Origin of the sequence: Streptomyces eurythermus, from assembly GCF_014649115.1 — a bacterium.
Lineage (GTDB): Bacteria > Actinomycetota > Actinomycetes > Streptomycetales > Streptomycetaceae > Streptomyces > Streptomyces eurythermus.
This window is the reverse complement of record NZ_BMSK01000008.1, coordinates 112,629-135,134: the sequence shown is the minus strand read 5'-3', so window position 1 is coordinate 135,134 and position 22,506 is coordinate 112,629. Positions and strand designations below refer to the sequence as shown.

Sequence of the window (22,506 nt, the reverse complement as noted above, 5' to 3'; positions counted from 1 at the left end):
TCAGGAGACGTGCTTCAGGCGGGGCAGGCAGCCGAACCAGTTCACCGTGTCCTTGTCGGTGGTGTAGCCCAGGCACCTGATGCTCCTGTCGTGCAGGGTGCCGGTCCGCTCGACGCCTCCGTCCACGTAGTCGTTCTTCTGGTGGGGCTGTACGAGGGTGTCGAACTCGACGGTGTACCAGCGGTGGTCCTGGTCCGGCACGTCGCAGTGGCGGGCGGTCACGTTACGGCTGGGCCCTTCACTCCATATGGGGCGTTCGGCGCGGTCGCAGTGGGCGCGGCCGGCGGCCTCGGCGGTGCCGGCGCCGGTGCCGAGCAGGACGGTGGCGCCCGTGGCCACCGCCGCGCCGGCGCCGAGCAGGCGCTTGAGAGCGGAGTTCATCGTGTGGTCCTCCCACCGGCCGTGGTGACGGCCGGAATCGCTGTGTCACCTTGCTGTGATCGTCACACCGGCCCGGAGGTCCGGCCCGTCGGCCGCGGGCCCACTCCCCCGACCCGGTGATCAGGGTCCCGCCAATGCAGCAGACGGCGGCCCGGCAGGACGCGCCGCCGCCCGGGACCACCCCGGTATCGCCTGCCCACCCACCCCGGTATTGACATGTACCTGCGTCTACCCCGAGGCTTCGTGCGTGAAGTTGCTCGATTGACGCTTGTTTCAAGCGCTTGTGAGCAACGTCAGTCAGGACAGTCAATCCGCGAAGGTGCGAGGGGAGCTGTTCCGCCGTGCGAAGACTCCGACATCGTGTGCCGTGGCCGGCCTGGGTTCCGCTGGGGCTGGCGACCGCCCTGGCCGCGACCGTGCTGTCCGGCCCGGCACCCGCCGAGGCCGCGACCACCGCCTCCGGCGCCGTACTGGACCCCGCCCACGCCAGCGCCGGCTGGCGCGGCCCGGTCTACGCCAAGGGCACCGGCGGCGGCCCCGAGAAGTGCCCCGCCGAGGCCGCCGACCCCGACGGCACGGTCTGCCACCGCTTCGACCTCACCGTGTCGGTGCCGGACGGCTACTGGAACGACAACCCCGAGGGCGGCGTCCCGCTGTCCATCGGCTGGGAGCGCCCCTCGGACGACTTCGACCTGTACGTCTACGACGACCACGGCAAGCAGGTGGCCTCCAGCGCGGGCACCGCCGACCCCGAGGCCACGGTGATCCCGCGCGCGTCGGGGACGTACCACGTGCTCGTGGTGCCGTACGACGTGCACGGCAGCTCCTTCACCGGCACCGCCTATCTGCCCGCGACCACGGACGCCGGCGACCTCACGTCCTTCTCCGGCGGCGACGGCAGCTACACGATCGCGGCCGGCCGGCTGACGGCGCGCGCCGACTTCCTGACAGATGGCCAACTGCGGCTCCAGGCCGACCCGTCCGGCGCGCTGAGCGATCCGGCCGGCACCGCCATCGTGCGTCGGCGGCCCGCGCTCCAGCGCGACACCTCGTCCTTCGACGCGGGCGACTACTACGGCATCCGCTCCCCTCAGGCCGTCCTGCGCGTGTACAAGAAGCCGCTGCGGTTCGGGCTGTACCGGCCAGACGACCGCACCCGGATCTGGCAGGAGGACAAGCCGCTGCGCTGGTCGACCGGCGGGATGCGGCAGAGCCTCGCGCGCGGCGCGGACGAGCAGTTCTTCGGCGGCGGCGAGCAGAACGGCAGCTTCTCGCACCGCGACCGGACGATGTACGTGGCCAACAGCTTCGACTGGAACGAGGGCGGCTACAACAACTCCCAGCCGTTCTACCTCTCCAGCGCGGGCTACGGCGTCTTCCGCAACACCTTCGCGCCGGGCGTGTACACCTTCGGCTCGCCGGTGACGACGGGTCAGCAGGAACGCCGGTTCGACGCCTACTACTTCCTGGGTGACGCCAAGCAAGTCATCGGCAAGTACACGGCGTTGGCGGGCCGCCCCTTCATGCCACCGGTGTACGGCCTGGAACCGGGCGACTCCGACTGCTACCTGCACAACGCCAACCGGGGCGAGCGGCACACCCTGGACGCGCTGAAGATCGCCGACGGCTACACGGAGCACCGGATGCCGCTCGGCTGGATGCTGGTCAACGACGGGTACGGCTGCGGGTACGAGAACCTGGAGCAGACCGCCAAGGGCCTTCAGGACCACCACGCCCAGCTCGGCCTGTGGACCGAGAACGGCATCGACAAGCTCGCCGACCAGGTGAAGGCGGGCCAGCGGGTGGCCAAGCTGGACGTGGCCTGGGTCGGCAACGGCTACAAGTTCGCGCTGGACGCCTGCGACGCCGCGAAGAAGGGCATCGAGGACAACAGCGACGCCCGCGGCTTCGTCTGGCTGCCGGTGTCCTGGGCGGGTGCCCAGCGCTGCGGGGTGCTGTGGAGCGGCGACCAGAAGCTGTCCTGGGACTACATCCGCTGGCAGATCCCGACGTACGCCGGCGCGACGATGTCCGGCATCGCCTACAACACCGGTGACGTCGGCAGCATCTACCGCCACGACGCGAAGATGTACGCCCGCGACCTGCAGTGGAAGGCGTTCCTGCCGGCCATCATGACGATGGACGGCTGGGCGAGCGACCTCACCACCGGCAAGCCCGCCGAGCAGCAGCCGTGGCGGGACGGCGAGCCGTACACCTCGGTCAACCGGAAGTACCTCCAGCTGAAGGAGCGGCTGCTGCCGTACATGTACACACTGTCCGCCGAGGCGGCGAAGACCGGCGTGGGGGCGGTGCGCCCGCTGTGGCTGGAGTACCCCGACGACCCGGCCACCCTGGGCGAGCGGGCGAAGTACGAGTTCCTCTCCGGCCCGGACTTCCTGGTCGCGCCCGTCTACGAGGACTCCGGCACCCGCGACGGCATCTATCTGCCGAAGGGCACCTGGACCGACTACTGGACCGGGCGCACCTATCGGGGGCCGACCACGCTCGACGGCTACCACGCCCCGCTGGACACCCTGCCGCTGTTCGTGCGCGAGGGCGCGATCGTCCCCATGTGGCCGAAGGGGACGACCAGTTGGCAGACCCGCGACCGGCACGAGCTGGACTGGGACCTGTACCCGGCCGCGCACGGCACCAGCCACTACACGCTGTACGAGGACGACGGCGTGACCCGGGACTTCGCCCGGGGCGCCGCGGCCGCGCAGAAGGTGTCGGTGCGCGCCGACGGCCGGGGCACGACCGTGACCGTGGGCGCGAGCCGGGGTGCCTACGCCGGCAAGGTGGACGCCCGGGCGTACCGGTTCACGGTGCACGGCGCCGGCACCGCGCCCGCCCAGGTCCTGCTGGACGGCCGCCGGCTCCCGCGCTCCGCCTGGTCCTACGACCCCGCCACCCGTGTCACGACCGTCACCACGGCCCGCCTGCCGCTCGACCGCGGCTACTCCTTGCGCCTGACGGACGCGCGGTGACGTGACCACGACAGCCAGGAGGGCGGGGTCCGCTGACCGGGTCCCGCCCTCCCGGACATCCCGGGCATACCGTCCGACCTGCGCGACTGGTGCGAACGGCGGGACGGTCGTAGCGTCGGGGGCACGCGTTCGGACCAAGCACGACGGGCGGGAGCGGCGATGCGCGCATCAGTGGTGGGAACGACGGTCACCCTGGCGGCGGGAGCCCTGCTGACAGCGGCCATGACGACGGCCTCGGCCAGTCCGCCGGACGCCGCGGCGCCGCACCACACCCGGGCGGAACGGCCCGTCCTGGTCGACTGCCTGTGGCAGCGCACCGTACGCCCCATCGACTTCATCCTGGCCTGCGGCGACGGAAACAGCCGTCTCAGCGGGCTGCGCTGGTCCGAGTGGAGCCCGGACGGGGCGACCGCCGTGGGCGTGAACGTCGTCAACGACTGCGAGCCGTACTGCGCGGCCGGCACCTTCCACGCCTACCCGGTGACCGTGCGGCTCGGCGGCGCGAAGCCCTGGAAGGAACACCCGGGCATGGAGCGCTACACCCGGATCAGCCTCACCTACCCGGGCGACCGCCCGGAGGGCTACCAGCAGGTCATGACCTACCCGCTCTGGGACTGACCGCCCGCCGCGCCCGGATGCCGCCCGGGTGTGCCTCGTACGGCGCGCCCGGGTGGTCCGCGCGGGCGAACCCGCGGCCCCGGCTCCCGCGGGCGGCGGTCCGTCCACCGTCATGTTGGTGTGGCCCCGCACGCCGGCGCCCCGCGCGCCGACCGAAATGAGGTCACATGCCCCGACGCCCCCGCCTGACCGGTGCCGCCACGGCCGCGCTCGCACTCGGCCTGGTCGCCGCCGCGCCCGCCCCCGGGACCGAGCCGCCCGTCGGCGACGCGCGTGTCGTCGCCCGCTTCGACCCGGCCGCCGGGCAGCGACCCGAGAACATCGCGCTGGAACCCGACGGCTCCGCCGACCTCACCTTCGCCTCCGCCCGTACGGTCGTCCGGGTGGCCCCCGACGGGACCCGCACCACCCGCGCCGAGCTGCCCGCGGTCGCCGGCCCGCGGACCCCGCTCGTGGGCGGCGCCGCCGTCACCGGGATCGTCCGCGCCCCCGACGGCACCCTGTACGTCAACTACGCCACCGGTACCCGGGCGACCGGTGTCTGGCGGATCTCCCCCGGCGCCGCCCCGGTGCAGATCGCCGCGCTGCCGCCCGACGGGTTCCCCAACGGCCTGGCCCTCGACGGGCACCGGGGCGTGCTCTACGCCGCCGACTCGGTGCGCGGCACCGTCTGGCGCGTGCCCACGGCGGGCGGCCCGGCCACCGCCTGGGCGCACCGGGCGGAGCTGCGGCCGTCGCGCGCCGGGAGCTTCGGCGCCAACGGCGTCAAGGTCCACCGCGGTTCCGTGTGGGTGTCCAACACCGACCGGGGGACGCTGCTGCGCATCCCCGTGGGCGAGGACGGCTCCGCCGGCGCGCCGGAGACCCGGGCGCGCGGGCTCGACGGCATCGACGACTTCGCCTTCCCCGGCGCCGGCCGCACCGTCCTGGCCGCGGTCAACAGCGGTGACCAGGTGGTACTCGTCCGGCGCGACGGCGGACACACCGTCGTCCTCACCGAGGCGGACGGGCTGGCCGGCCCGTCCGCAGTCGCCGTACGCGGCCGTACGGTCTACGTCCCGGGCGCCGCCTACCGGACCGAACGCGACCCGAACCTGCTGCTGGCCCGCCTGCGGTACCACTTCGGCCGCCTGTAGCCGAGCCGGGCCGCCCACCCGCCCCGACCGGGAGCGACCGGCCACGGGACCGGCCACGGCGGACCCGCGGCCCGGATGGGACGGCCGACGGACGGCCTGTCGGCGGCACGGTGCGACCCGGCCGGCGGTGCGGGAGGCGGCCCGGCCGGCGGTGCGGGAGGCAGACCGGTCGGCGGACGAGCACGGCCCGTCGGCGGACGAGTGCGGCCCGGCCGGCGGTGCGGGAGGCGGCCCGGCCGGCGGTGCGGGAGGCAGACCGGTCGGCGGACGAGCACGGCCCGTCGGCGGACGAGTGCGGCCCGATCGGCGGTGCGGGGGGCGATCCGGCCGGCGTACGAGTGCGACCCGTCGGCGGACGGATACGGCTCGGACAGCGGTACGGGCGGCAGACCGACCGGCGGACGGGTACGGCCCGTCGGCGGACGAGTGCGACCCGGACAGCGGTGCTGGGAGGCAGACCAAACGCCGGTGCGGGCGGCAGACCGGCCGACGGACGAGTGCGGCCCGTCGGCGGACGGATACGGCCCGGACAGCGGCACGGGAGGCAGACCTGCCGACGGACGGGTACGGACCAAACGCCGGTACGGGCGGCAGACCGGCCGGTGAACGAGTGCGGCTCGTCGGCGGCGCTGCCGCGAAGGCGCCTCCGCGACGCCTCCCGTGCCTGGCCACGGCGGACGGCCACGGGCCGGAAACCGGCCGCGGGGGGGCACGGACACCGGCGCGGGCGCAGGGACGCCGGCGCGGACGTACGGGGGCGGACGCGGGCGCGTGCCCACGCCCTTGCCCTTGTCCGCCCCCGTGGCCGTACCCGGCCTCGGGCCCGTGCCCGTGCGCGTCAGACGATCTCCACCAGCAGGTCGCCGCCCTCCACCTGCTGCACGCGGTTGATGGCCGGGCGGGCGGCCCGGCCCGCCCTCGGGGCGGTGATCGCGGCCTCCATCTTCATCGCCTCGATGGTGGCGACCGTGGCGCCGGCCTCCACCGCGTCGCCCTCGGCGACGGCCAGGGTCACCACACCGGCGAAGGGCGCCGCGACATGGCCCGGGTTGTTCCGGTCGGCCTTCTCCGTCACCGGGACGTCGGAGGCGGCGGCCCGGTCCCGGATCTGGATGGGCCGCAGCTGGCCGTTGAGCGTGGACATCACGGTGCGCATACCGCGCTCGTCGGCCTCGCCGATCGCCTGGAGCTCGATCAGCAGCCGGACCCCGGGCTCCAGGTCGACGGCGTACTCCTTGCCGGGGCGCAGGCCGTAGAAGAACGCCTTGCTGTCCAGCACGCTGGTGTCGCCGAAGGACTGGCGGTGCGTCTCGAACTCGCGGGTCGGGCCGGGGAACAGCAGCCGGTTGAGGGTCGGCCGCCGGTCCTTGGCCAGCCCCTCGCGGTCCTCGGCGGACAGCTCGGGCGCGGGCTTGGGCGCGGCACGGCCCTGGAGCGCCTTGGTGCGGAACGGCTCCGGCCAGCCGCCGGGCGGAGTGCCCAGCTCGCCGCGCAGGAAGCCGATCACCGAGTCCGGGATGTCGAACGTGCCGGGGTCCGCCTCGAAGGCCTCCGGTGCGACCCCGGCGCCCACCAGGTGCAGGGCGAGGTCGCCGACCACCTTGGAGGACGGGGTGACCTTGACCAGGCGCCCGAGGATGCGGTCGGCGGCGGCGTACATCGCCTCGATGTCCTCGAAGCGGTCGCCGAGGCCGAGGGCGACGGCCTGGGTGCGCAGGTTGGACAGCTGGCCGCCGGGGATCTCGTGGTGGTAGACCCGGCCGGTCGGCGAGGCGAGGCCCGCCTCGAAGGGGGCGTAGATCCTGCGGACGCCCTCCCAGTACGGCTCCAGGTCGCCGACCGCCTGGAGGTCGAGCCCGGTGGGCCGCTCGGAGTGGTCGGTGGCGGCGACGATCGCGGACAGCGACGGCTGGGAGGTGGTCCCGGCCATGGAGGCCACCGCGCCGTCGACCGCGTCGGCACCGGCCTGGATCGCGGCGAGGTAGGTGGCGAGCTGGCCGCCCGCGGTGTCGTGGGTGTGCAGGTGCACGGGCAGGTCGAACTCGCGGCGCAGCGCAGAGACCAGCTTGGCGGCGGCGGGGGCGCGCAGCAGGCCCGCCATGTCCTTGATGGCGAGGACGTGGGCGCCGGCGTCGACGATCCGCTCGGCCAGGCGCAGGTAGTAGTCCAGGGTGTAGAGCCGCTCCGCCGGGTCGCCGAGGTCGCCGGTGTAGCAGAGGGCCACCTCGGCGATCGCGGTGCCCGTCTCCCGTACGGCGTCGATGGCGGGGCGCATCTGGCCGACGTCGTTGAGGGCGTCGAAGATGCGGAAGATGTCGATGCCGGTGGCGGCGGCCTCCTGCACGAAGGCGTCGGTGACCTCGGTCGGGTACGGGGTGTAGCCGACGGTGTTGCGGCCGCGCAGCAGCATCTGGAGGCAGAGGTTGGGGACGGCCTCGCGCAGGGCGGCCAGCCGCTCCCAGGGGTCCTCGGCGAGGAAGCGCAGCGCCACGTCGTAGGTGGCGCCGCCCCAGCACTCCAGGGAGAGCAGCTGCGGCAGGGTGCGGGCGACGACCGGGGCGACGGCGAGGAGGTCCTTGGTGCGTACCCGGGTGGCCAGCAGGGACTGGTGGGCGTCGCGGAAGGTGGTGTCGGTGACGCCGAGCACCGGCGACTCGCGCAGGTGCCGGGCGAAGCCCTCCGGGCCGAGGTCCACGAGGAGCTGCCGGGATCCGGCGGGCGGCTCGCCGGCGGGCAGCGGCGGCAGCTTGGTCAGCGGGTCGGGCAGCTCCGGCCGTTCACCGTGCGGCTTGTTGACGGTGACGTCGGCGAGGTAGGTGAGCAGCTTGGTGCCGCGGTCGGCGGAGTGCCGGGCGGTCAGCAGGTGCGGGCGCCGCTCGATGAAGGAGGTGGTGACCCGGCCCGCCTGGAAGTCGGGGTCGTCCAGGACCGCCTGGAGGAAGGGGATGTTGGTGGCCACACCGCGGATGCGGAACTCGGCGACCGCGCGCCGGGCCCGGCCGATGGCGGCCTGGAAGTCGCGGCCCCGGCAGGTGAGCTTGACCAGCATCGAGTCGAAGTGCGCGCTGATCTCCGTACCGGCGTGGGTGGTGCCGCCGTCGAGCCGGATGCCGGAGCCGCCCGGGGAGCGGTAGGCGCTGATCCGGCCGGTGTCGGGGCGGAAGCCGTTGGCGGGGTCCTCGGTGGTGATCCGGCACTGCAGGGCGGCGCCGCGCAGGGTGACCGTGTCCTGGGTCAGGCCCAGGTCGGCGAGGGTCTCGCCGGCGGCGATGCGCAGCTGGGCCTGGACCAGGTCGACGTCGGTGACCTCCTCGGTCACGGTGTGCTCGACCTGGATGCGCGGGTTCATCTCGATGAACACGTGGTTGCCGTCGCGGTCGAGGAGGAACTCCACGGTGCCGGCGTTGCGGTAGCCGATCTCGCGGGCGAAGCGGACGGCGTCGGCGCAGATCCGGTCGCGCAGCTCGGGGTCCAGGTTGGGCGCGGGGGCCAGCTCGATGACCTTCTGGTGGCGGCGCTGGACCGAGCAGTCGCGTTCGTAGAGGTGGATGACGTTGCCCTCGCCGTCGGCGAGGATCTGCACCTCGATGTGGCGGGGCTCGACGACGGCCTTCTCCAGGAAGACGGTCGGGTCACCGAAGGCGGAGGCGGCCTCGCGGGAGGCGGCCTCGATGGACTCGCGCAGCCGGTCCGGGTCCTCCACGCGGCGCATGCCGCGACCGCCGCCGCCCGCGACCGCCTTGACGAAGACCGGGAAGCCGATGTCCTCGGCGGCGCGCACCAGTTCGTCCACGTCGGTGGAGGGCGGGCAGGAGCCGAGGACCGGCACGCCGGCGGCGCGGGCGGCGGCGACCGCGCGCGCCTTGTTGCCGGTCAGCTCCAGCGTGTCCGCGTCGGGCCCGACGAAGGTGATGCCGGCCCGCTCGCAGGCGCGGGCGAGTTCGGGGTTCTCGGACAGGAAGCCGTAGCCCGGGTAGACGGCGTCGGCGCCCGCCCGGCGGGCGGCGGCCACGATCTCCTCGACGGAGAGGTAGGCCCGCACCGGATGCCCCGGCTCCCCGATCTCGTACGCCTCGTCGGCCTTGAGCCGGTGCAGTGAGTTGCGGTCCTCGTGCGGGAAGACGGCGACGGTACGCGCGCCGAGTTCGTAGCCCGCCCGGAACGCGCGGATCGCGATCTCTCCACGGTTGGCGACCAGCACCTTGCGGAACATCATGGATTCCCTTCAGCTGCCTGTCGGCGACGAACACCCTGGCCTCGGCCCGCCCTGCCGTCACTCGCGGCAAACCCTAGGGGCTGCCCGTACGGGTCGAGGTGCGAAAACCATCACACCGGCGGGGTGGCCGGCGCCACAGGGACGCGCCGGGCCGGCCGGTCACCGGCGGCACCGGTCCCGCCGGGCCGGACCGGCGTCGGACCCGGGACCGTACGGCCGTGCGCAGCCGCTCGCCCCGGCCGTGCGGCAGCCCGAGGACGACGGCCGCGGCCACGGCGACGAGGTGTTCGCGGCCCGCCAGGTTGGGTACGGCGATGGACTCCCACACCATCGAGCCGCCGGTCAGCGTGAACACCACGGGGGCGCGCCGGACCACCGCGAGATAGGTGAACAGGCCCACCACGGCCGCGGAGGGTCCGGTGTCGAGCACCCGCCCGGCCTCGGGCGGCAGCCCGAACCCCCACCAGCCGGGGCCCAGGGCGATCATCAGCCGGGCGGTGAGGGTGCCGGCCAGGGTGGTGGTGTAGGCGATGGCCAGGGTCCGGGCCCGGCCCAGGGTCAGTTCGGCGAGGGCGAAGGCGAGGAACAGCTGGGTGATGCCCGCCCACACCGGCAGGTCGAGCGCCGGGACGTACAGGGACACGGGGGTGCGCAGCAGGGACAGCCACAGTGGCAGGTCGGCCTGGACGCCGCCGAGCCGTCGTACCCACACCGCTCCGGCGGGGTGCTGGGCGATGTCGTGGAAGAAGACGACACCGGACGCGGTGACGAACGCGAGCAGCAGCCCGGACAGTCCGCGCCGCGCGAGCCGCCGTACCGGGTCGACGACGATGCCGTGCCACTCGGTGCCGAGCGTGCGCCCGGCGCACCGGACGAGCCGGGCGAGCGTGGCGCGGGCCCGCCGGGTGGGTCCTTCATCGATCACCGGTGACAGTTCAGCGATCCGGAACGGGGGGCGTCAAGATCCTTAAAGGGTGGCAAGTCCCACCATGGGAATCAGGTACCGAGAGGCAACCTTCGCCCCCATTGATCCGTCCCCCGGTACCGGGATCTCGGCACGGATGACCGGCGGAAACCATGAACCCATGGGGTTCTGTTCTTTTTTGATCACGAACTCTCGTATAGTGACCGCGAATTCACGACCTGTGCCATGTCTCCCAGCCGCATGAGGACCAGACCGGACCGATGACCGCGCCCACGCACCCCGGCGACCGACCCTCCCTCCGTACGTTCGTCTCCGCCCTCGCCGTCACCGGTGTGCTGTCGGCGCTCGCGGTCTGCGCGGCCGTGGCGGTGGCGCCGGGCGCGGCACGCACCCCGCTCGCCGGCGGCGGAGCCGTGGCGGCGGTCGTCCTCAGCGCGGCGGTGGCCACGGCCGCGCACGCGCGGCGCACCGCGCGGGACACCCGGCAGCGGCTGGAGGGTGTCACCCAGGACGTCGGACGACTGCTCCAGCAGCAGGCCCGTACGACCGAGGAGGCGCACCGGGAACAGCAGCGGCTCGTGGACGAACTGGCCCGGCAGCGCGCGGAGCTGACGGAGTCGTTCACCGCCGAACGGGACCGCCTGGTCGCCGAGGGCACCCGGGAGCTGGACCGGCTCCGGCAGGAGAACGCCCGGCTGGCGGACGAATTGGAGCAGGCCCGGCGCGAGCGGTCGGCCGCGATCTCGGCGACCTCCAACGCCGCCGCCCGGATGCAGGCCCTGGCCACCGCCACGCTCGCCGACCTGCGGGCGATGGAGGAACGGCACACCGACGAGGACGTGCTGCACGATCTGCTCCACCTCGACCACCGCACCGCCCAGGCCGGCCGGCTCGCGGACTCCATCGCCGTGCTCACCGGGGCGCGTTCGGGGCGCCGGTGGGCGCGGCCGATCAGCATGGAGTCGATCCTGCGCGGTGCGATGGGCCGGATCGCCGGGTACCGGCGGGTGCGGGTGCACTCGACCAGCGAGGCCGCCGTCGCCGGGCACGCCGCCGAGGGTGTGATGCACGCGCTCGCCGAACTCCTCGACAACGCCGCGAACTTCTCGCCGCCCACGGCCGAGGTCCACGTGTACGTGGAGGAGGTGCCGGCCGGGGCCATCGTGTCGGTGGAGGACAGCGGGCTGGTGATGGGCGATGTGCAGCTGCGCCGCGCCGAGCGGGCGGTCGCCGGGGACGTCTCCGGGCTGGGCGGTCTGACCGGCACCCGGCTCGGGCTCGCCGTGGTCGGCCGCCTCTCCCGCAAGCACGGGCTCAAGGTGTCGTTCCGGCCCTCCGCGCGCGGCGGCACGGGCGTGCTGATGCTCATCCCGCAGTCCATCCTGACCGGCCCCGCCCCGGCCGAGCCGGCCGCCGCGGCCCCGCCCGCGCAGAGCGTGACGACCCCGCGGAACGCGACGCCCGCGCAGAGCGTGACGCCCGTACCGCCGCCGCCCGCGCTGGAGGCCGCCCCGGTCCACGAGTCGGCCGCGCCGGCCGAACCGGGCCCGGCCGGGCTGCCCAAGCGGCGCCGGGGCCGTACGCTCGCCGAGGCCGAGCGCGCCCGGTCCGCGTCCGACAGCGGGCCGCGCAGCGCGCCGACCGCGGAGGAGGGCAAGGCCCGCGCCGCCCGCTTCAGCAGCTTCCGCCAGGCCGTCCGCCCGTCGGCACCCTCGGGCCCGCGGCCCGCGCCCGCGGCCGGCCCGTCGGAGGAGGGGCCCCCGGCCCGTTCGACCGATCCGTCCGGCCTGTCCGGCCCCTCCGACGCGCCGACGCCGGACGGCCCCGCCGCCGTGACCCCGGCGAACCCGGACGACCGGGCCGCCGTAGCCGGGCCGACCGACGACAGCCGGACCGACACCGGTGAACACGGCTCGTACGGCACCGGTGACCGCGGCTCCCCCGCGCCCTCCCACCCGCACACGCCCAGCCACTCGCACACCCACTCGCACTCGCACTCGCACCCGGAAGGCGACACCACTTCATGACCGGCCCGACCACCGCCGACGACAAGCTCACCTGGCTCCTGGAGGGCCTGCTGGAGAGGACCCCGGGTGCGCGGCACGCGCTCGTGCTGTCCCGGGACGGGCTGAAGCTGTGCCGGACGCCGGAACTGAGCGTCGACCAGGCCGACCAGCTGGCCGCGATCGCCGCCGGCATCCAGTCGCTGTCGCACGGCGCGTCCGTGGAGTTCGGCGACGGCAGCGGCGGGGTGCGCTCGGCGATGACCGAGTTCTACGGCGGTGTGCTGTTCATCGTGGAGGCGGGCGCCGGCGCCCATCTGGCCGTGGTCACCACCGAGGACGCGGACGCCGGAGTCGTCGGGCACAACATGAGCGAGCTGGTGGAGCAGCTCGGCACGTACCTGACCGCCCTGCCCCGTACGTCATGAGCGGACCCGGCAGGAACCGTCCGGGCCGCGACGACGCTCCCGACCGGCTGTACACCATCACCCAGGGACGCAGCCGGTCCGACCCCGACAACCCCTTCGACCTGGTCACCCTCGTGGTCGCCGAGTCGGAGCCGACGGCCGGCATGCAGTCGGAGCACGTGGCCATCCTGAAGCTGGCCCAGTCCCCCACCTCGGTGGTGGAGATCGCCGCCGAGCTGCGGCTGCCCGTGAGCATCACCAAGGTCCTGCTGTCCGATCTGCTGGCGGCGGGCCGGATCAGCGCCCGGCACCCGCGCCGGCCGGCCATCACCGATCCCGACATCCTGGAGCAGGTGCTCGTTGGACTACGCAACCTCTGACATGGGGGTCCCCCCGCTCGAGCGGAGCCGAGAGCGGGGGAGCACCCCGTTGGGTGCCACCGCCGACCAAGGCTTCAAGATCGTGGTCGTGGGTGGCTTCGGCGTCGGCAAGACCACGCTGGTCCGTTCGGTCAGCGAGATCCGTCCCCTCAACACCGAGGAGACGATGACCCAGGCCGGCGAGGCCATCGACGACATCGCCCAGGTGCGCGGCAAGTCCGCGACCACGGTGGCCTTCGACTTCGGCCGGATCACCCTGGACGCGCGCAATGTGCTGTACCTGTTCGGCGCGCCGGGCCAGGAGCGGTTCTGGTTCCTGTGGGACCGGCTGTTCACCGGCACGCTCGGCGCGGTCGTCCTGGTCGACACCCGGCGGATCGACGACTCCTGGTACGCCATCGACCGGCTGGAGCACCACGGCACGCCGTTCATCGTGGCCTGCAACGACTTCGGCGGTCCGGTACGGGCCGGGGGGGACGTCCGCGAGGCCCTCGACCTGGATCCGCATGTGCCGCTGGTCGACTGCGACGCCCGCTCCCGGGAGTCGGGCAAGCAGGTGCTGATCACGCTGGTGCAGCACGTGAAGAACCGGTACGCCGACCCGTCCGCGCGGGCGGGCCTGCCCCGACAGGAGTTCGTGTGACCACCCCCGACGCCGTCCCGCTCAGCGGTCCCCGGTTCCAGACCGAACCCGCGCGCCTGTACCGGGAGATGCGGCGCGACCACGGCTCCGTGGTGCCGGTGCTGCTCGACGGTGACATCCCGGCCTGGCTGGTGCTCGGCTACCGGGAACTGCACCAGGTCACCGGTGATCCCGTGCTGTTCAGCCGGGACTCGGACCTGTGGAACCAGTGGGAGAACATCCCCGCGGACTGGCCGCTGCTGCCGATGATCGGGCGCAAGCAGCCGTCGATCCTCTACACGGTCGGCGAACGGCACCGGCAGCGCGCGGCGATGGTGAGCAACGCGCTGGAGGCGGTGGACCCGTTCGAGATGCGCGGGCACGCCGAGCGGTTCGCGGACGAGCTGATCGACGCGCTGTGCGCCGCGGGCGAGGCCGATCTGATCGCGCAGTACGCCATGCTGCTGCCGGTACGGGTCCTGGCCCGGCTCTACGGGTTCTCCGACGAGGAGGGCCCCGGGCTGGTCACCGCCCTGAACGACATGATCGACGGCCGGGAGCGGGCGCTGGCCGGGCAGGCGCATCTGGCCGGTTCCATGGCCCGGTTGGTCGCGGACCGGAGGAAGGAGCCCGCGGACGACGTGGTCTCCCGGATGCTCGCCGACGACAGCGGGTTCAGCGACGAGGAGATCGTCCAGGACCTGATGGTGATGATGGCGGCCGGGCACCAGCCGACCGCGGACTGGATCGGCAACTCGCTGCGGCTGATGCTGACCGACGACCGGTTCGCCGCCTCCCTGTTCGGCGGGCGCAACAGCGTCGCCGAGGCGATGAACGAGGTGCTGTGGGAGGACACGCCCACACAGAACGTGGCGGGCCGCTGGGCCGCCCGTGACACCCGCCTCGGCGGCCGGGCCGTCCGGGCCGGTGACCTGCTGCTGCTCGGTCTGCAGGGCGCCAACTCCGATCCGCAGGTGCGCACCGACGCCTCGGAGCTGACCGGCGGCAACAACGCGCACTTCTCCTTCGGCCACGGTGAGCACCGCTGCCCGTTCCCCGCGCAGGAGGTCGCCGAGGTGATCGCGCGGACCGGCATCGAGGTGGTGCTGGACCGGCTGCCGGACATCGATCTGGCGGTACCCGCCGACTCCCTCACCCGGCGGCCCTCGCCCTGGCTGAGAGGACTGACCAGACTGCCCGTCCGGTTCAGCCCCGTACCAGCCCGCTGATCCCGCGTCGCCCCGGCCGGTGCGTCGTGCGGCCGGGGGTCCGGGGGGTGTCCTCCCCGGACCGGCGCCGTACCCGCGCACTTACGACCCCAGCCATGGGAGGCACGTCAGATGACGACCGGTACCGCAGCACCCCGCATCGCCCTGGACCCCTTCGTCACCGACCTGGACGCCGAGAGCGCGGCCCTGCGCGCGGCCGGTCCGCTCGCCGCGGTCGAACTGCCCGGCGGCGTACCGGTGTGGGCCGTCACCCACCACGCCGAGGCCAAGGCGCTGCTCACCGATCCGCGCCTGGTGAAGGACATCAACGTGTGGGGGGCCTGGCGGCGCGGTGAGATCCCCGCGGACTGGCCGCTGATCGGCCTGGCCAACCCGGGCCGCTCCATGCTCACCGTCGACGGCGCCGACCACCGCCGGCTGCGCACGCTGGTCGCGCAGGCGCTCACCCCGCGCCGGGTGGAGCGGATGCGGGAGCGGATAGCGAAGCTCACCCAGGACCTGCTGGACGCGCTGCCCGCGGACGGCCGCACCGTCGACCTGAAGTCGGCCTTCGCCTATCCGTTGCCCATGTATGTGATCGCCGACCTGATGGGGATCGAGGAGGCGCGGCTGCCCCGGCTGAAGGTGCTGTTCGAGAAGTTCTTCTCCACCCAGACCCCGCCGCAGGAGGTCGGGGCGACCCTCGCCGAGCTGGCGGGGATCATGGCCGAGACGGTGGCGGCGAAGCGGGCCGAGCCGGGCGACGATCTGACCAGCGCGCTGATCCTCGCGGCGGAGGACGGCGACCGGCTCACGGACGAGGAGATCGTCTCCACCCTCCAGCTGATGGTGGCGGCGGGCCACGAGACGACGATCTCGCTGATCGTCAACGCCGTCGTCAACCTCTCCACCCACCCCGAGCAGCGCGCCCTGGTGCTGTCCGGGCGGGCCGACTGGTCCGCGGTGATCGAGGAGACGCTGCGCTACTCCACGCCCACCTCGCACGTCCTGATCCGGTTCGCGACCGAGGACGTGCCGGTCGGCGACAAGGTGATCCCGGCCGGGGACGCGCTGATCGTGTCGTACGGCGCGATCGGGCGCGACGAGAACGCGCACGGCCCGACCGCGGGCGGCTTCGACATCACCCGTGAGACGCGCAACCGGCACATCTCCTTCGGCCACGGCCCGCACGTGTGCCCCGGCGCCGCCCTGTCCCGGCTGGAGGCGGGCATCGCCCTGCCGGCGCTGTACGCCCGGTTCCCGGGCCTGGACCTCGCGGTACCGGCGAGCGAGCTGCGCAACAAGCCGGTGGTCACCCAGAACGACCTCTTCGAACTGCCTGTACGACTCAACCCCTAGCGCACCGGCTCAGCGCCCTCGGCGCACGGCAGCGGTACCGTGCACCGAGGGCGTCAACTTCACGCTCCCCGAATCATCCCGGGAAAGGGTGAGCGGCACGCAGATGAGCCGGCGTTTTCGGCCACGGCTGAGCTGACGCCTGGTGTCACGTATACGTGGGTGACCGGAGTGGCACCGTCCCGGCGGCGACGGGCGACCGGGGGAAAGCGGCGTCGGCGGACGGCGGTCCAAACCCGCCGCACCAGGTTGGCGAGAGCCGTTCGGCCGTCTCTTCCCGAGGTCACGCGGATGCGCTGCTCTGGCTGGCGTTCCGGCGTCGCCTCCGGCGCGTGTACGGCCGGTGGGGGGCGCACTCCAGCAACGCCGACGCAAGGGGAAGACCCATGACCACACCTCCCGCCGCTCCGCTCCGGGTCGCGCTCGTCAACGGCGGCTTCGAGCGGCCCACCGTCACCAACTACGAGATCCTGCCGGACGCTTCGCAGACGCAGGCGCCCAAGTACGTCCCGGGCTGGCGCACCACCGCGTCCGACCACATGATCGAGCTGTGGCGGTCCGGGTTCAACGGCGTGCCGGCGGCCGAGGGCGAGCAGTTCGCCGAGCTGAACGCCAACGAGGTCGCCACGCTCTACCAGGACCTGCCGACCACGCCCGGGTCCACGCTGTACTGGCGGCTCTACCACCGTGGCCGGCTGGGACAGGACACCATGGCCCTGGACATCGGCTCGCCGGCCTCACCGGTGGAACAGCGCCGCTTCACCGACGGCAACACCTCCTGGGGCTACTACACCGGCACCTACACCGTCCCGGCGGGACAGACGGTGACGCGCTTCGCCTTCCGCTCCGTCTCCGCGGCCGGCGGCAACCGGGGCATCGGCAACTTCCTCGACGGCGTCTTCTTCGGCACCGCTCCCTTCGTGCAGCTGACCAAGTCCGCCATCCCGGCGGGGCCGTTGGAGGTGGGTGACGTCATCACCTACCGCATCACCGCGAAGAACGAGGGCGGCGGCCCGGCGGAGAACCTCGTGCTGGCCGACGACATCCCGGAGGGCACGACGTATGTGCCCGGGTCCCTGCGTATCATCGACGGCCCGAACGCGGGCCCGAAGACCGACGAACAGGGCGACGACCAGGCGTACTTCGACGAGGAGACGAACAGGGTCGTCTTCCACCTGGGCAACGGCGCGAGCGCCGGGCAGGGCGGCAGTCTGCCCAGCACCGAGACCGTCCCGGCGGGCACCACGGTGGAGTACCGGGTGGTCATCGACCGGTCCGCCGGCGGCTCGCAGATCAGCAACGCCGCGACCGCCACCTACGAGAACCGGCTCGGCGGCACCCCGGAGCCGCTGACCGCCACGTCCGACGAGCAGATCACCGAGGTCCTTCCGGCGGCCGACCTGAACGTGACGAAGTCGGCCGACGCGACCACGGTGACCGTCGGCCAGACCGTGACGTACCGCATCACCGTCCGCAACACCGGACCGAACCAGGCCACCGGCGTCGTCGTCACCGACGAACTCCCCTACGGCCTGACCTTCCTGTCCGCCGACAGCGCGTCCGGCACGTACGACCCGGCGACCGGCGAGTGGGCGGTCGGCGACCTGGCCGACGGCGCCACCGCGTCCCTCGTCCTGCGCGCCAAGGCCACGGAGGCGGGCCCGCTCACCAACACCGCCACGGTGACCGGCAACGAGACCGAGCCGGACACCTCCGACAACACCGACTCCGTCACCATCTGCGTCGAACCGGCCCCGTCCTGCTGTGACCCGTGCGCGGCACGCGGGTGACGACCGACCCCGCCTGAGGCACACCGGCAGGGCCCCGGCACCGTCCCGAACGGCGCCGGGGCCCTGCCGCCACCCGCATGCCGGGTCCGTCTTGACTTCGAGTGCGCTCCAGCTCGTAGCGTCGGCGATGAGACGACAACCCCTGTGCGAAAGGGAACCCCATGCACAAGCGCAGTCTGCGGGATCTTCAGGTGTCGGCCATCGGGCTCGGATGCATGGGGATGTCCGCCTTCTACGGCTCCACCGACCGCGCGGAGGGGATCGCGACCATCCGGCGGGCCCTGGACCTCGGGATCGACTTCCTGGACACCGCGCAGCTGTACGGCCCGCTCACCAACGAATCGCTGGTCGGCGAGGCGGTCAAGGGGCGCCGGGACGAGTATGTGATCGCCACGAAGTTCAACTACCGGATGGACGGCGCCGTGCCCGGCGACATGAGCACCATCGGCCCGCAGGACGGCTCGGCCGAGCATGTCCGCAGCTCGGTGGAGGGCTCACTGCGGCGCCTGGGCACCGACCACATCGACCTGTACTACCAGCACCGCGTCGACCCGAACGTGCCCATCGAGGAGACGGTCGGCGCGCTCGGCGAGCTGGTCGCCGCGGGCAAGGTGCGCCACATCGGGCTGAGCGAGGCGAGCGCGGAGACCATCCGGCGCGCCCACGCCGTGCACCCGGTCACCGCCGTGCAGAGCGAGTACTCGCTCTGGTCGCGGGACGTGGAGGCCGAGGTGCTGCCCGCGTGCCGGGAACTGGGCATCGGCTTCGTGCCGTACTCGCCGCTCGGCCGGGGCTTCCTCGCGGGCCGCTTCGCCTCGGCCGAGGAGCTGGACCAGAACGACTACCGCCGCACGAACCCGCGCTTCACGGACGCCAACCTGGCGGCGAACCTGCGGCTCGCGGAGAAGGTCAAGGAGATCGCCGCGGAGAAGGACGTGACCCCGGCCCAGCTGGCCATCGCCTGGGTGCTGGCCCAGGGCGAGGACCTGGTGCCGATCCCGGGTACCAAGCGCCGCGCCTACCTGGAGCAGAACGCCGCCGCGACCGACATCGAGCTGACCGCGGAGGACCTGGCCCGGATCGACGCCGAGCTGCCCGAGCCGGCGGGCGAGCGGTACGACGAGGCGGGGATGCGCGCCATCAACCTGTAGGCGGCCTCCGCGGCGGCAGCCCCGGTCGCCCAAGCAGCGCCGGGGCGAGGGAACGGGGGTCTGTGAGGAACCCCACGCGGGGGGTGACGGGCCTGCTCGGAGGGCGTTTTCCCGGCTCCGCGGGCCCGTTCCGCAGGCGGTGTGGCGACGACTCGGCCGTCCCGTCTGCCACCATGGTCGGCGCCCTGACCAGGCGGCCCGGCCGTGCGACGCAGCCGGCCCGACGGAGCCCGCCGGTCTCTCCTGACCCTTGGTTGTCGAGTACCCCGCCGTGCCCTCTGCCTCCGCCGTGCCCCTCTCCGCCCACGCCCCGGCCTCCCGTTCGCCGTGGCGCTCCCTGCGCCACCGCGGCATGCGCTGGTGGTCGGCGGCCAACTTCGTCTCCAACGCCGGTACGTGGATGCAGCTCACCGTGCAGAACCTGCTCGTGCTGCACATCACGGGCTCGGCCGCGGCAACCGGTCTGTCGATGTCCGTCCAGGCGGCCCCGGCGCTGCTGGTGAGCCTGCTCGGCGGCGCGGTCGTGGACCGCTGGCCCCGGAAGCTGACGGTCGCCGTCAGTCAGACGCTGCTGGGCGCGGTCGCCTTCACCACGGCGCTGCTCGTGGCGCTGGACCGGATCGACATGACGGCCCTGCTGGTACTGGCCGCCGTGACCGGCGTCATCGCCACCGTCGACGGGCCGGCCTGTGCCCTGCTCGGCAACGATCTCGTGCCGGTGGCGGACGTGCCGTCGGCGATCGGGGTGGGCGCGCTGGTGCACAGCGCGGGCCGGCTGGCCGGGACCGCCCTGGCCGGGATCGCCGTCGGCTTCCTGGGCACGGCCTCCGCGTACGCCGCCAACGGACTGTCGTTCCTGTTCGTGGCCTCCGTGGTGCCGTTCCTGCGGCCGGCCCCCGGGGCCGCCGGGGGGACGGCGGCCGGGCCGCGGGAGGCGCCGGCCCGCGCGGAGATGGGCGTACGGGAGGGCCTGGCCTTCTTCGCGCGCAGGCCCCGGCTGGTCGCCCTCGCGGGCATCACCGGTCTCAGCTCCGTCTTCGGCCGCAACTACGGCCTGACCCTCGCCGTCCTGGTCACCGGGCCGCTCGCGGGCGGCGCCGGGGCGTTCGGCACGGTGTCCACCGTGCTGGCCGTCGGCGGCATCATCGGCGCGGTCCTCGGCGCCCGGCTGCGCAAGCCGTCCGTGCGGACCGTGGGCCTGCTCGCGGCGGCCGGCGCGCTGCTCCAGGTGGTGGCCGGTCTGTCGCCGTCGCTGGCGGTGCTGCTGGTGCTGGTGCTGCCGATGGCGGTCGTGGAGTCCGTCTCCGACACCGCCGGTACGGCCGTGCTCCAGACCGACCCGCCGCCGCATCTGCGCGGCCGGGTGCTCGGGGTGTGGAGCAGCATCGGCACGGTGTGGAGCCTCGGCGGTCCGCCGCTGCTGGGTCTGCTGATGGAGTGGGCCGGGGCGCGCGGCGCCCTGGTCGCGGGCGGACTGCTCATCGCCGGGTCGATCGGCGCGGGCCTGCTGGTGCGCCGCCGGGGCGGGCCGGTGCCGGTGCCGCTGGCCGCCAAGGACGGCGATATGACCGGCCGCGAGGCCCTGGGCACGGCCGCCTGACGGGCCCCGGTCCGTCCAGGACGGGCCGTGCCCCGGGTCAGGGCGCCGTGCCCAACAGGTGGTACACGTGGAACGCCTGCCCGATCACCGGCTGGGCGACATTGCGGACGCGCACCCCTCCGGTGGTCATGCCGTGCTCGGTGCCGGCGTGGGCGTGGCCGTGGACCGCGAGATCGGCGCCCGCCGTGTCGATCGCCTCGGCGAGCAGATAGCTGCCGAGGAACGGGTAGATCTCCAGCGGCTCCCCGGCCAGGGTGTCCGGCACCGGGGAGAAGTGGGTCAGCGCGATCCGTACGTCGCAGTCCTGCTCCTCCAGGTCCTTCAGGGCGCCGTGCAGGCCGTCGGCGCACCGGCGGCTGTAGCGGACGAACTCCTTCATGAGGGGTTCGCCGAACTCCCCGGCGCAGCGGCCGACGAAGCCGCCGCCGAAGCCCTTGGTCCCGGCGACCCCGATCCGGGCGCCGTCGGCGGTGACGACGGCGGCCTCTCCTTCGAGGACGTGGGCGCCGGCGTCCCGGAGGATCGCGGTGACCTCCTCGGGCCGTTCGTCGTGGTGGTCGTGGTTGCCGAGTACGGCGACGACGGGCACCCCGAGGTCCTTGATCTCGCGGGCCACGACCGCGGCCTCCTCCGGTGTGCCGTGCCGGGTGAGGTCGCCGGCGAGCAGCAGCACGTCGGCGCACCCGGGCAGGGTCTCGAAGGCGGAGCGCAGCGTGCCCTGGCTCTCGGGGCCCATGTGTATGTCCCCGACGGCCGCGACGCGGATCATGTCAGGTCCTCTCCGTGGTCGGGCGAGGTGGTCCCGGCGATGAGCAGGTCGCTGTGGACGGGATGCCCCGCCAGTTCCTCGCGGGCCATGCGCAGGATGTCGTCCCGGCACTGGGTGGACGGCACGGTGCCGGTGAGCAGGACGACGTCGCCGCGCAGTTCGAGTCGTACGCCGAGTTCCCCCAGCTCCCCGGAGGCGAGGTGTTCGGCGAGGTGGGCGACGCGGTAGTCCAGGTTCCCGGCCGCCGGCGGGGGCGGCGGGCTCGTGTCGGTCATGGCTGGCCCTCCTGGGCGTCGATCACGTTCAGCCGTTCGAGGAGGAAGAGGAAGGCGGCGGGCATGGGCTCGGCGCCGCAGGCCGCGCGGACCGCGTCCCAGTCGACCTTCTCGCGCACCGCGCGGGCCACCGGCAGGACCGATCCGAAGTCGCAGTAGTGCTCGGAGAAGGCGCTGATCAGGCTCTGGATCAGGTCGGTCGGGCTGAGGACGGGCATGAGCACCGAGTCGACCGGCAGGACGTGGGCCCGGTCGAGCATCTCGCGGGTGACGGGCTGGTGGGCCAGCGAGAAGATGATGTCGACGTTCTGCCCGTGACACGTGGTCTTGATCAGCCAGTCCTCCGGCGGGAGCCGCACGCCGAGTCCGGCCTCCCGCAGGGTGGCGGCCACCGCCTCGGCGTCGTCGGGGAGGATGGCGAAGTCCGCGTCGTGCTGGAGGTAGCGGCTGCCGCCGTGGGCGTAGACCGCCACGCTGCCGGCGAGCGCGAAGGGGTGACCCGCGCGTTTGAGGAGGGCGCCGATCTGCTTCGCGGCCTCCAGGATCGCCTGGCTGCGGTCCTGCGGCAGCTCCGCCGGGTCCGGCCCGGACACGGGCGGCGGCTCGCTCGGATCCGGCACGGGCGCGGGGCCCGGCTCCGCGCCCCCGGACGCCGACGCGGATCGCGGCTCCGGCTGATCCG

Annotated in this window: 18 protein-coding genes; 12 read left to right on the top strand and 6 right to left on the bottom strand. The window is 73.6% G+C overall.

From position 1 onward, the window contains the following. Nucleotides 1–381, bottom strand: a complete 381-nt coding sequence (locus IE251_RS16895) for a hypothetical protein (RefSeq protein ID WP_030788315.1) — start codon at nucleotides 379–381, stop codon at nucleotides 1–3. Nucleotides 382–1,193: 812 nt separating this feature from the next. On the opposite strand from IE251_RS16895, the gene IE251_RS16890 reads away from it, so the two are divergent. From IE251_RS16890 to IE251_RS16880, 3 genes are all read left to right on the top strand, one after another. Beyond that, entirely contained in the window at nucleotides 1,194–3,368 is a 2,175-nt protein-coding gene (locus IE251_RS16890; protein ID WP_373302018.1) for a glycoside hydrolase family 31 protein, read from the top strand. 159 nt (nucleotides 3,369–3,527) lie between these two features. Continuing rightward, entirely contained in the window at nucleotides 3,528–3,986 is a 459-nt protein-coding gene (locus tag IE251_RS16885; RefSeq protein ID WP_189753792.1) for a hypothetical protein, read from the top strand. 167 nt (nucleotides 3,987–4,153) lie between these two features. After that, a complete protein-coding gene (locus IE251_RS16880) occupies nucleotides 4,154–5,122 on the top strand; it encodes an NHL repeat-containing protein (RefSeq protein ID WP_189753791.1) in 969 nt (322 codons plus the stop codon). Between the two features lie 838 nt (nucleotides 5,123–5,960). Here IE251_RS16880 and IE251_RS16875 read toward each other — a convergent pair. Together IE251_RS16875 and IE251_RS16870 are read right to left on the bottom strand one after the other, a co-directional pair. Continuing rightward, on the bottom strand, nucleotides 5,961–9,335 hold the full coding sequence (locus IE251_RS16875) for a pyruvate carboxylase (protein WP_189754012.1): 3,375 nt from the start codon (nucleotides 9,333–9,335) through the stop codon (nucleotides 5,961–5,963). Nucleotides 9,336–9,411: 76 nt separating this feature from the next. Further along, nucleotides 9,412–10,263, bottom strand: a complete 852-nt coding sequence (locus IE251_RS16870; RefSeq protein WP_189753790.1) for a hypothetical protein — start codon at nucleotides 10,261–10,263, stop codon at nucleotides 9,412–9,414. 260 nt (nucleotides 10,264–10,523) lie between these two features. Between IE251_RS16870 and IE251_RS16865 the strand changes: the two genes are divergently transcribed. The 9 genes from IE251_RS16865 (at nucleotide 10,524) to IE251_RS16825 (ending at nucleotide 20,780) form a co-directional block, all read left to right on the top strand. Beyond that, nucleotides 10,524–12,290 carry an ATP-binding protein gene (locus tag IE251_RS16865; RefSeq protein ID WP_189753789.1) on the top strand — a complete coding sequence of 589 codons (1,767 nt, stop codon included), beginning with the start codon at nucleotides 10,524–10,526 and terminating at the stop codon, nucleotides 12,288–12,290. After that, the gene (locus tag IE251_RS16860; RefSeq protein ID WP_189753788.1) at nucleotides 12,287–12,694 is read left to right on the top strand and encodes a roadblock/LC7 domain-containing protein; all 408 of its coding nucleotides are present in this window, start codon (nucleotides 12,287–12,289) and stop codon (nucleotides 12,692–12,694) included. The genes IE251_RS16865 and IE251_RS16860 overlap by 4 nt, the downstream gene beginning before the upstream one ends. Further along, nucleotides 12,691–13,053, top strand: coding sequence for a DUF742 domain-containing protein (locus IE251_RS16855; protein ID WP_189753787.1), 363 nt, complete (start codon nucleotides 12,691–12,693; stop codon nucleotides 13,051–13,053). Before IE251_RS16860 ends, IE251_RS16855 begins: the two co-directional genes overlap by 4 nt. Further along, complete coding sequence (locus IE251_RS16850) at nucleotides 13,034–13,696, top strand: GTP-binding protein (protein ID WP_373302010.1); 663 nt, start codon at nucleotides 13,034–13,036, stop codon at nucleotides 13,694–13,696. The genes IE251_RS16855 and IE251_RS16850 overlap by 20 nt, the downstream gene beginning before the upstream one ends. Beyond that, complete coding sequence (locus tag IE251_RS16845) at nucleotides 13,693–14,904, top strand: cytochrome P450 (protein ID WP_030788288.1); 1,212 nt, start codon at nucleotides 13,693–13,695, stop codon at nucleotides 14,902–14,904. The genes IE251_RS16850 and IE251_RS16845 overlap by 4 nt, the downstream gene beginning before the upstream one ends. A gap of 111 nt (nucleotides 14,905–15,015) precedes the next feature. Beyond that, nucleotides 15,016–16,242 (top strand): cytochrome P450 family protein, encoded by a 1,227-nt coding sequence (locus tag IE251_RS16840; protein WP_189753785.1) that lies wholly within the window; start codon nucleotides 15,016–15,018, stop codon nucleotides 16,240–16,242. Between the two features lie 383 nt (nucleotides 16,243–16,625). Continuing rightward, nucleotides 16,626–18,029 carry a CLIPPER-2 domain-containing protein gene (locus IE251_RS16835; RefSeq protein WP_189753784.1) on the top strand — a complete coding sequence of 468 codons (1,404 nt, stop codon included), beginning with the start codon at nucleotides 16,626–16,628 and terminating at the stop codon, nucleotides 18,027–18,029. Nucleotides 18,030–18,190: 161 nt separating this feature from the next. Further along, nucleotides 18,191–19,180 carry an aldo/keto reductase gene (locus IE251_RS16830; protein ID WP_189753783.1) on the top strand — a complete coding sequence of 330 codons (990 nt, stop codon included), beginning with the start codon at nucleotides 18,191–18,193 and terminating at the stop codon, nucleotides 19,178–19,180. 352 nt (nucleotides 19,181–19,532) lie between these two features. After that, entirely contained in the window at nucleotides 19,533–20,780 is a 1,248-nt protein-coding gene (locus tag IE251_RS16825) for an MFS transporter (RefSeq protein ID WP_229896823.1), read from the top strand. 37 nt (nucleotides 20,781–20,817) lie between these two features. Here IE251_RS16825 and IE251_RS16820 read toward each other — a convergent pair whose 3' ends face one another. From IE251_RS16820 to IE251_RS16810, 3 genes are read right to left on the bottom strand one after another with little or no spacing between them, the layout of a single operon-like run. Next, complete coding sequence (locus tag IE251_RS16820; RefSeq protein ID WP_189753781.1) at nucleotides 20,818–21,549, bottom strand: metallophosphoesterase family protein; 732 nt, start codon at nucleotides 21,547–21,549, stop codon at nucleotides 20,818–20,820. Next, nucleotides 21,546–21,824, bottom strand: coding sequence for a BON domain-containing protein (locus tag IE251_RS16815; protein ID WP_189753780.1), 279 nt, complete (start codon nucleotides 21,822–21,824; stop codon nucleotides 21,546–21,548). Before IE251_RS16815 ends, IE251_RS16820 begins: the two co-directional genes overlap by 4 nt. Further along, a complete protein-coding gene (locus tag IE251_RS16810; protein WP_229896803.1) occupies nucleotides 21,821–22,444 on the bottom strand; it encodes a nucleotidyltransferase family protein in 624 nt (207 codons plus the stop codon). Before IE251_RS16810 ends, IE251_RS16815 begins: the two co-directional genes overlap by 4 nt. Nucleotides 22,445–22,506: the final 62 nt, after the last annotated feature.

Excerpts from the sequence above, each read along its gene's own strand:
- IE251_RS16895 (WP_030788315.1), bottom strand. The coding sequence starts at position 381 with ATGAACTCCGCTCTCAAGCGCCTGCTCGGCGCCGGCGCGGCGGTGGCC.
- IE251_RS16885 (WP_189753792.1), top strand. The coding sequence starts at position 3,528 with ATGCGCGCATCAGTGGTGGGAACGACGGTCACCCTGGCGGCGGGAGCC.
- IE251_RS16880 (WP_189753791.1), top strand. The coding sequence starts at position 4,154 with ATGCCCCGACGCCCCCGCCTGACCGGTGCCGCCACGGCCGCGCTCGCA.
- IE251_RS16875 (WP_189754012.1), bottom strand. The coding sequence starts at position 9,335 with ATGTTCCGCAAGGTGCTGGTCGCCAACCGTGGAGAGATCGCGATCCGC.
- IE251_RS16865 (WP_189753789.1), top strand. The coding sequence starts at position 10,524 with ATGACCGCGCCCACGCACCCCGGCGACCGACCCTCCCTCCGTACGTTC.
- IE251_RS16860 (WP_189753788.1), top strand. The coding sequence starts at position 12,287 with ATGACCGGCCCGACCACCGCCGACGACAAGCTCACCTGGCTCCTGGAG.
- IE251_RS16855 (WP_189753787.1), top strand. The coding sequence starts at position 12,691 with ATGAGCGGACCCGGCAGGAACCGTCCGGGCCGCGACGACGCTCCCGAC.
- IE251_RS16840 (WP_189753785.1), top strand. The coding sequence starts at position 15,016 with ATGACGACCGGTACCGCAGCACCCCGCATCGCCCTGGACCCCTTCGTC.
- IE251_RS16835 (WP_189753784.1), top strand. The coding sequence starts at position 16,626 with ATGACCACACCTCCCGCCGCTCCGCTCCGGGTCGCGCTCGTCAACGGC.
- IE251_RS16830 (WP_189753783.1), top strand. The coding sequence starts at position 18,191 with ATGCACAAGCGCAGTCTGCGGGATCTTCAGGTGTCGGCCATCGGGCTC.
- IE251_RS16825 (WP_229896823.1), top strand. The coding sequence starts at position 19,533 with ATGCGCTGGTGGTCGGCGGCCAACTTCGTCTCCAACGCCGGTACGTGG.
- IE251_RS16820 (WP_189753781.1), bottom strand. The coding sequence starts at position 21,549 with ATGATCCGCGTCGCGGCCGTCGGGGACATACACATGGGCCCCGAGAGC.
- IE251_RS16815 (WP_189753780.1), bottom strand. The coding sequence starts at position 21,824 with ATGACCGACACGAGCCCGCCGCCCCCGCCGGCGGCCGGGAACCTGGAC.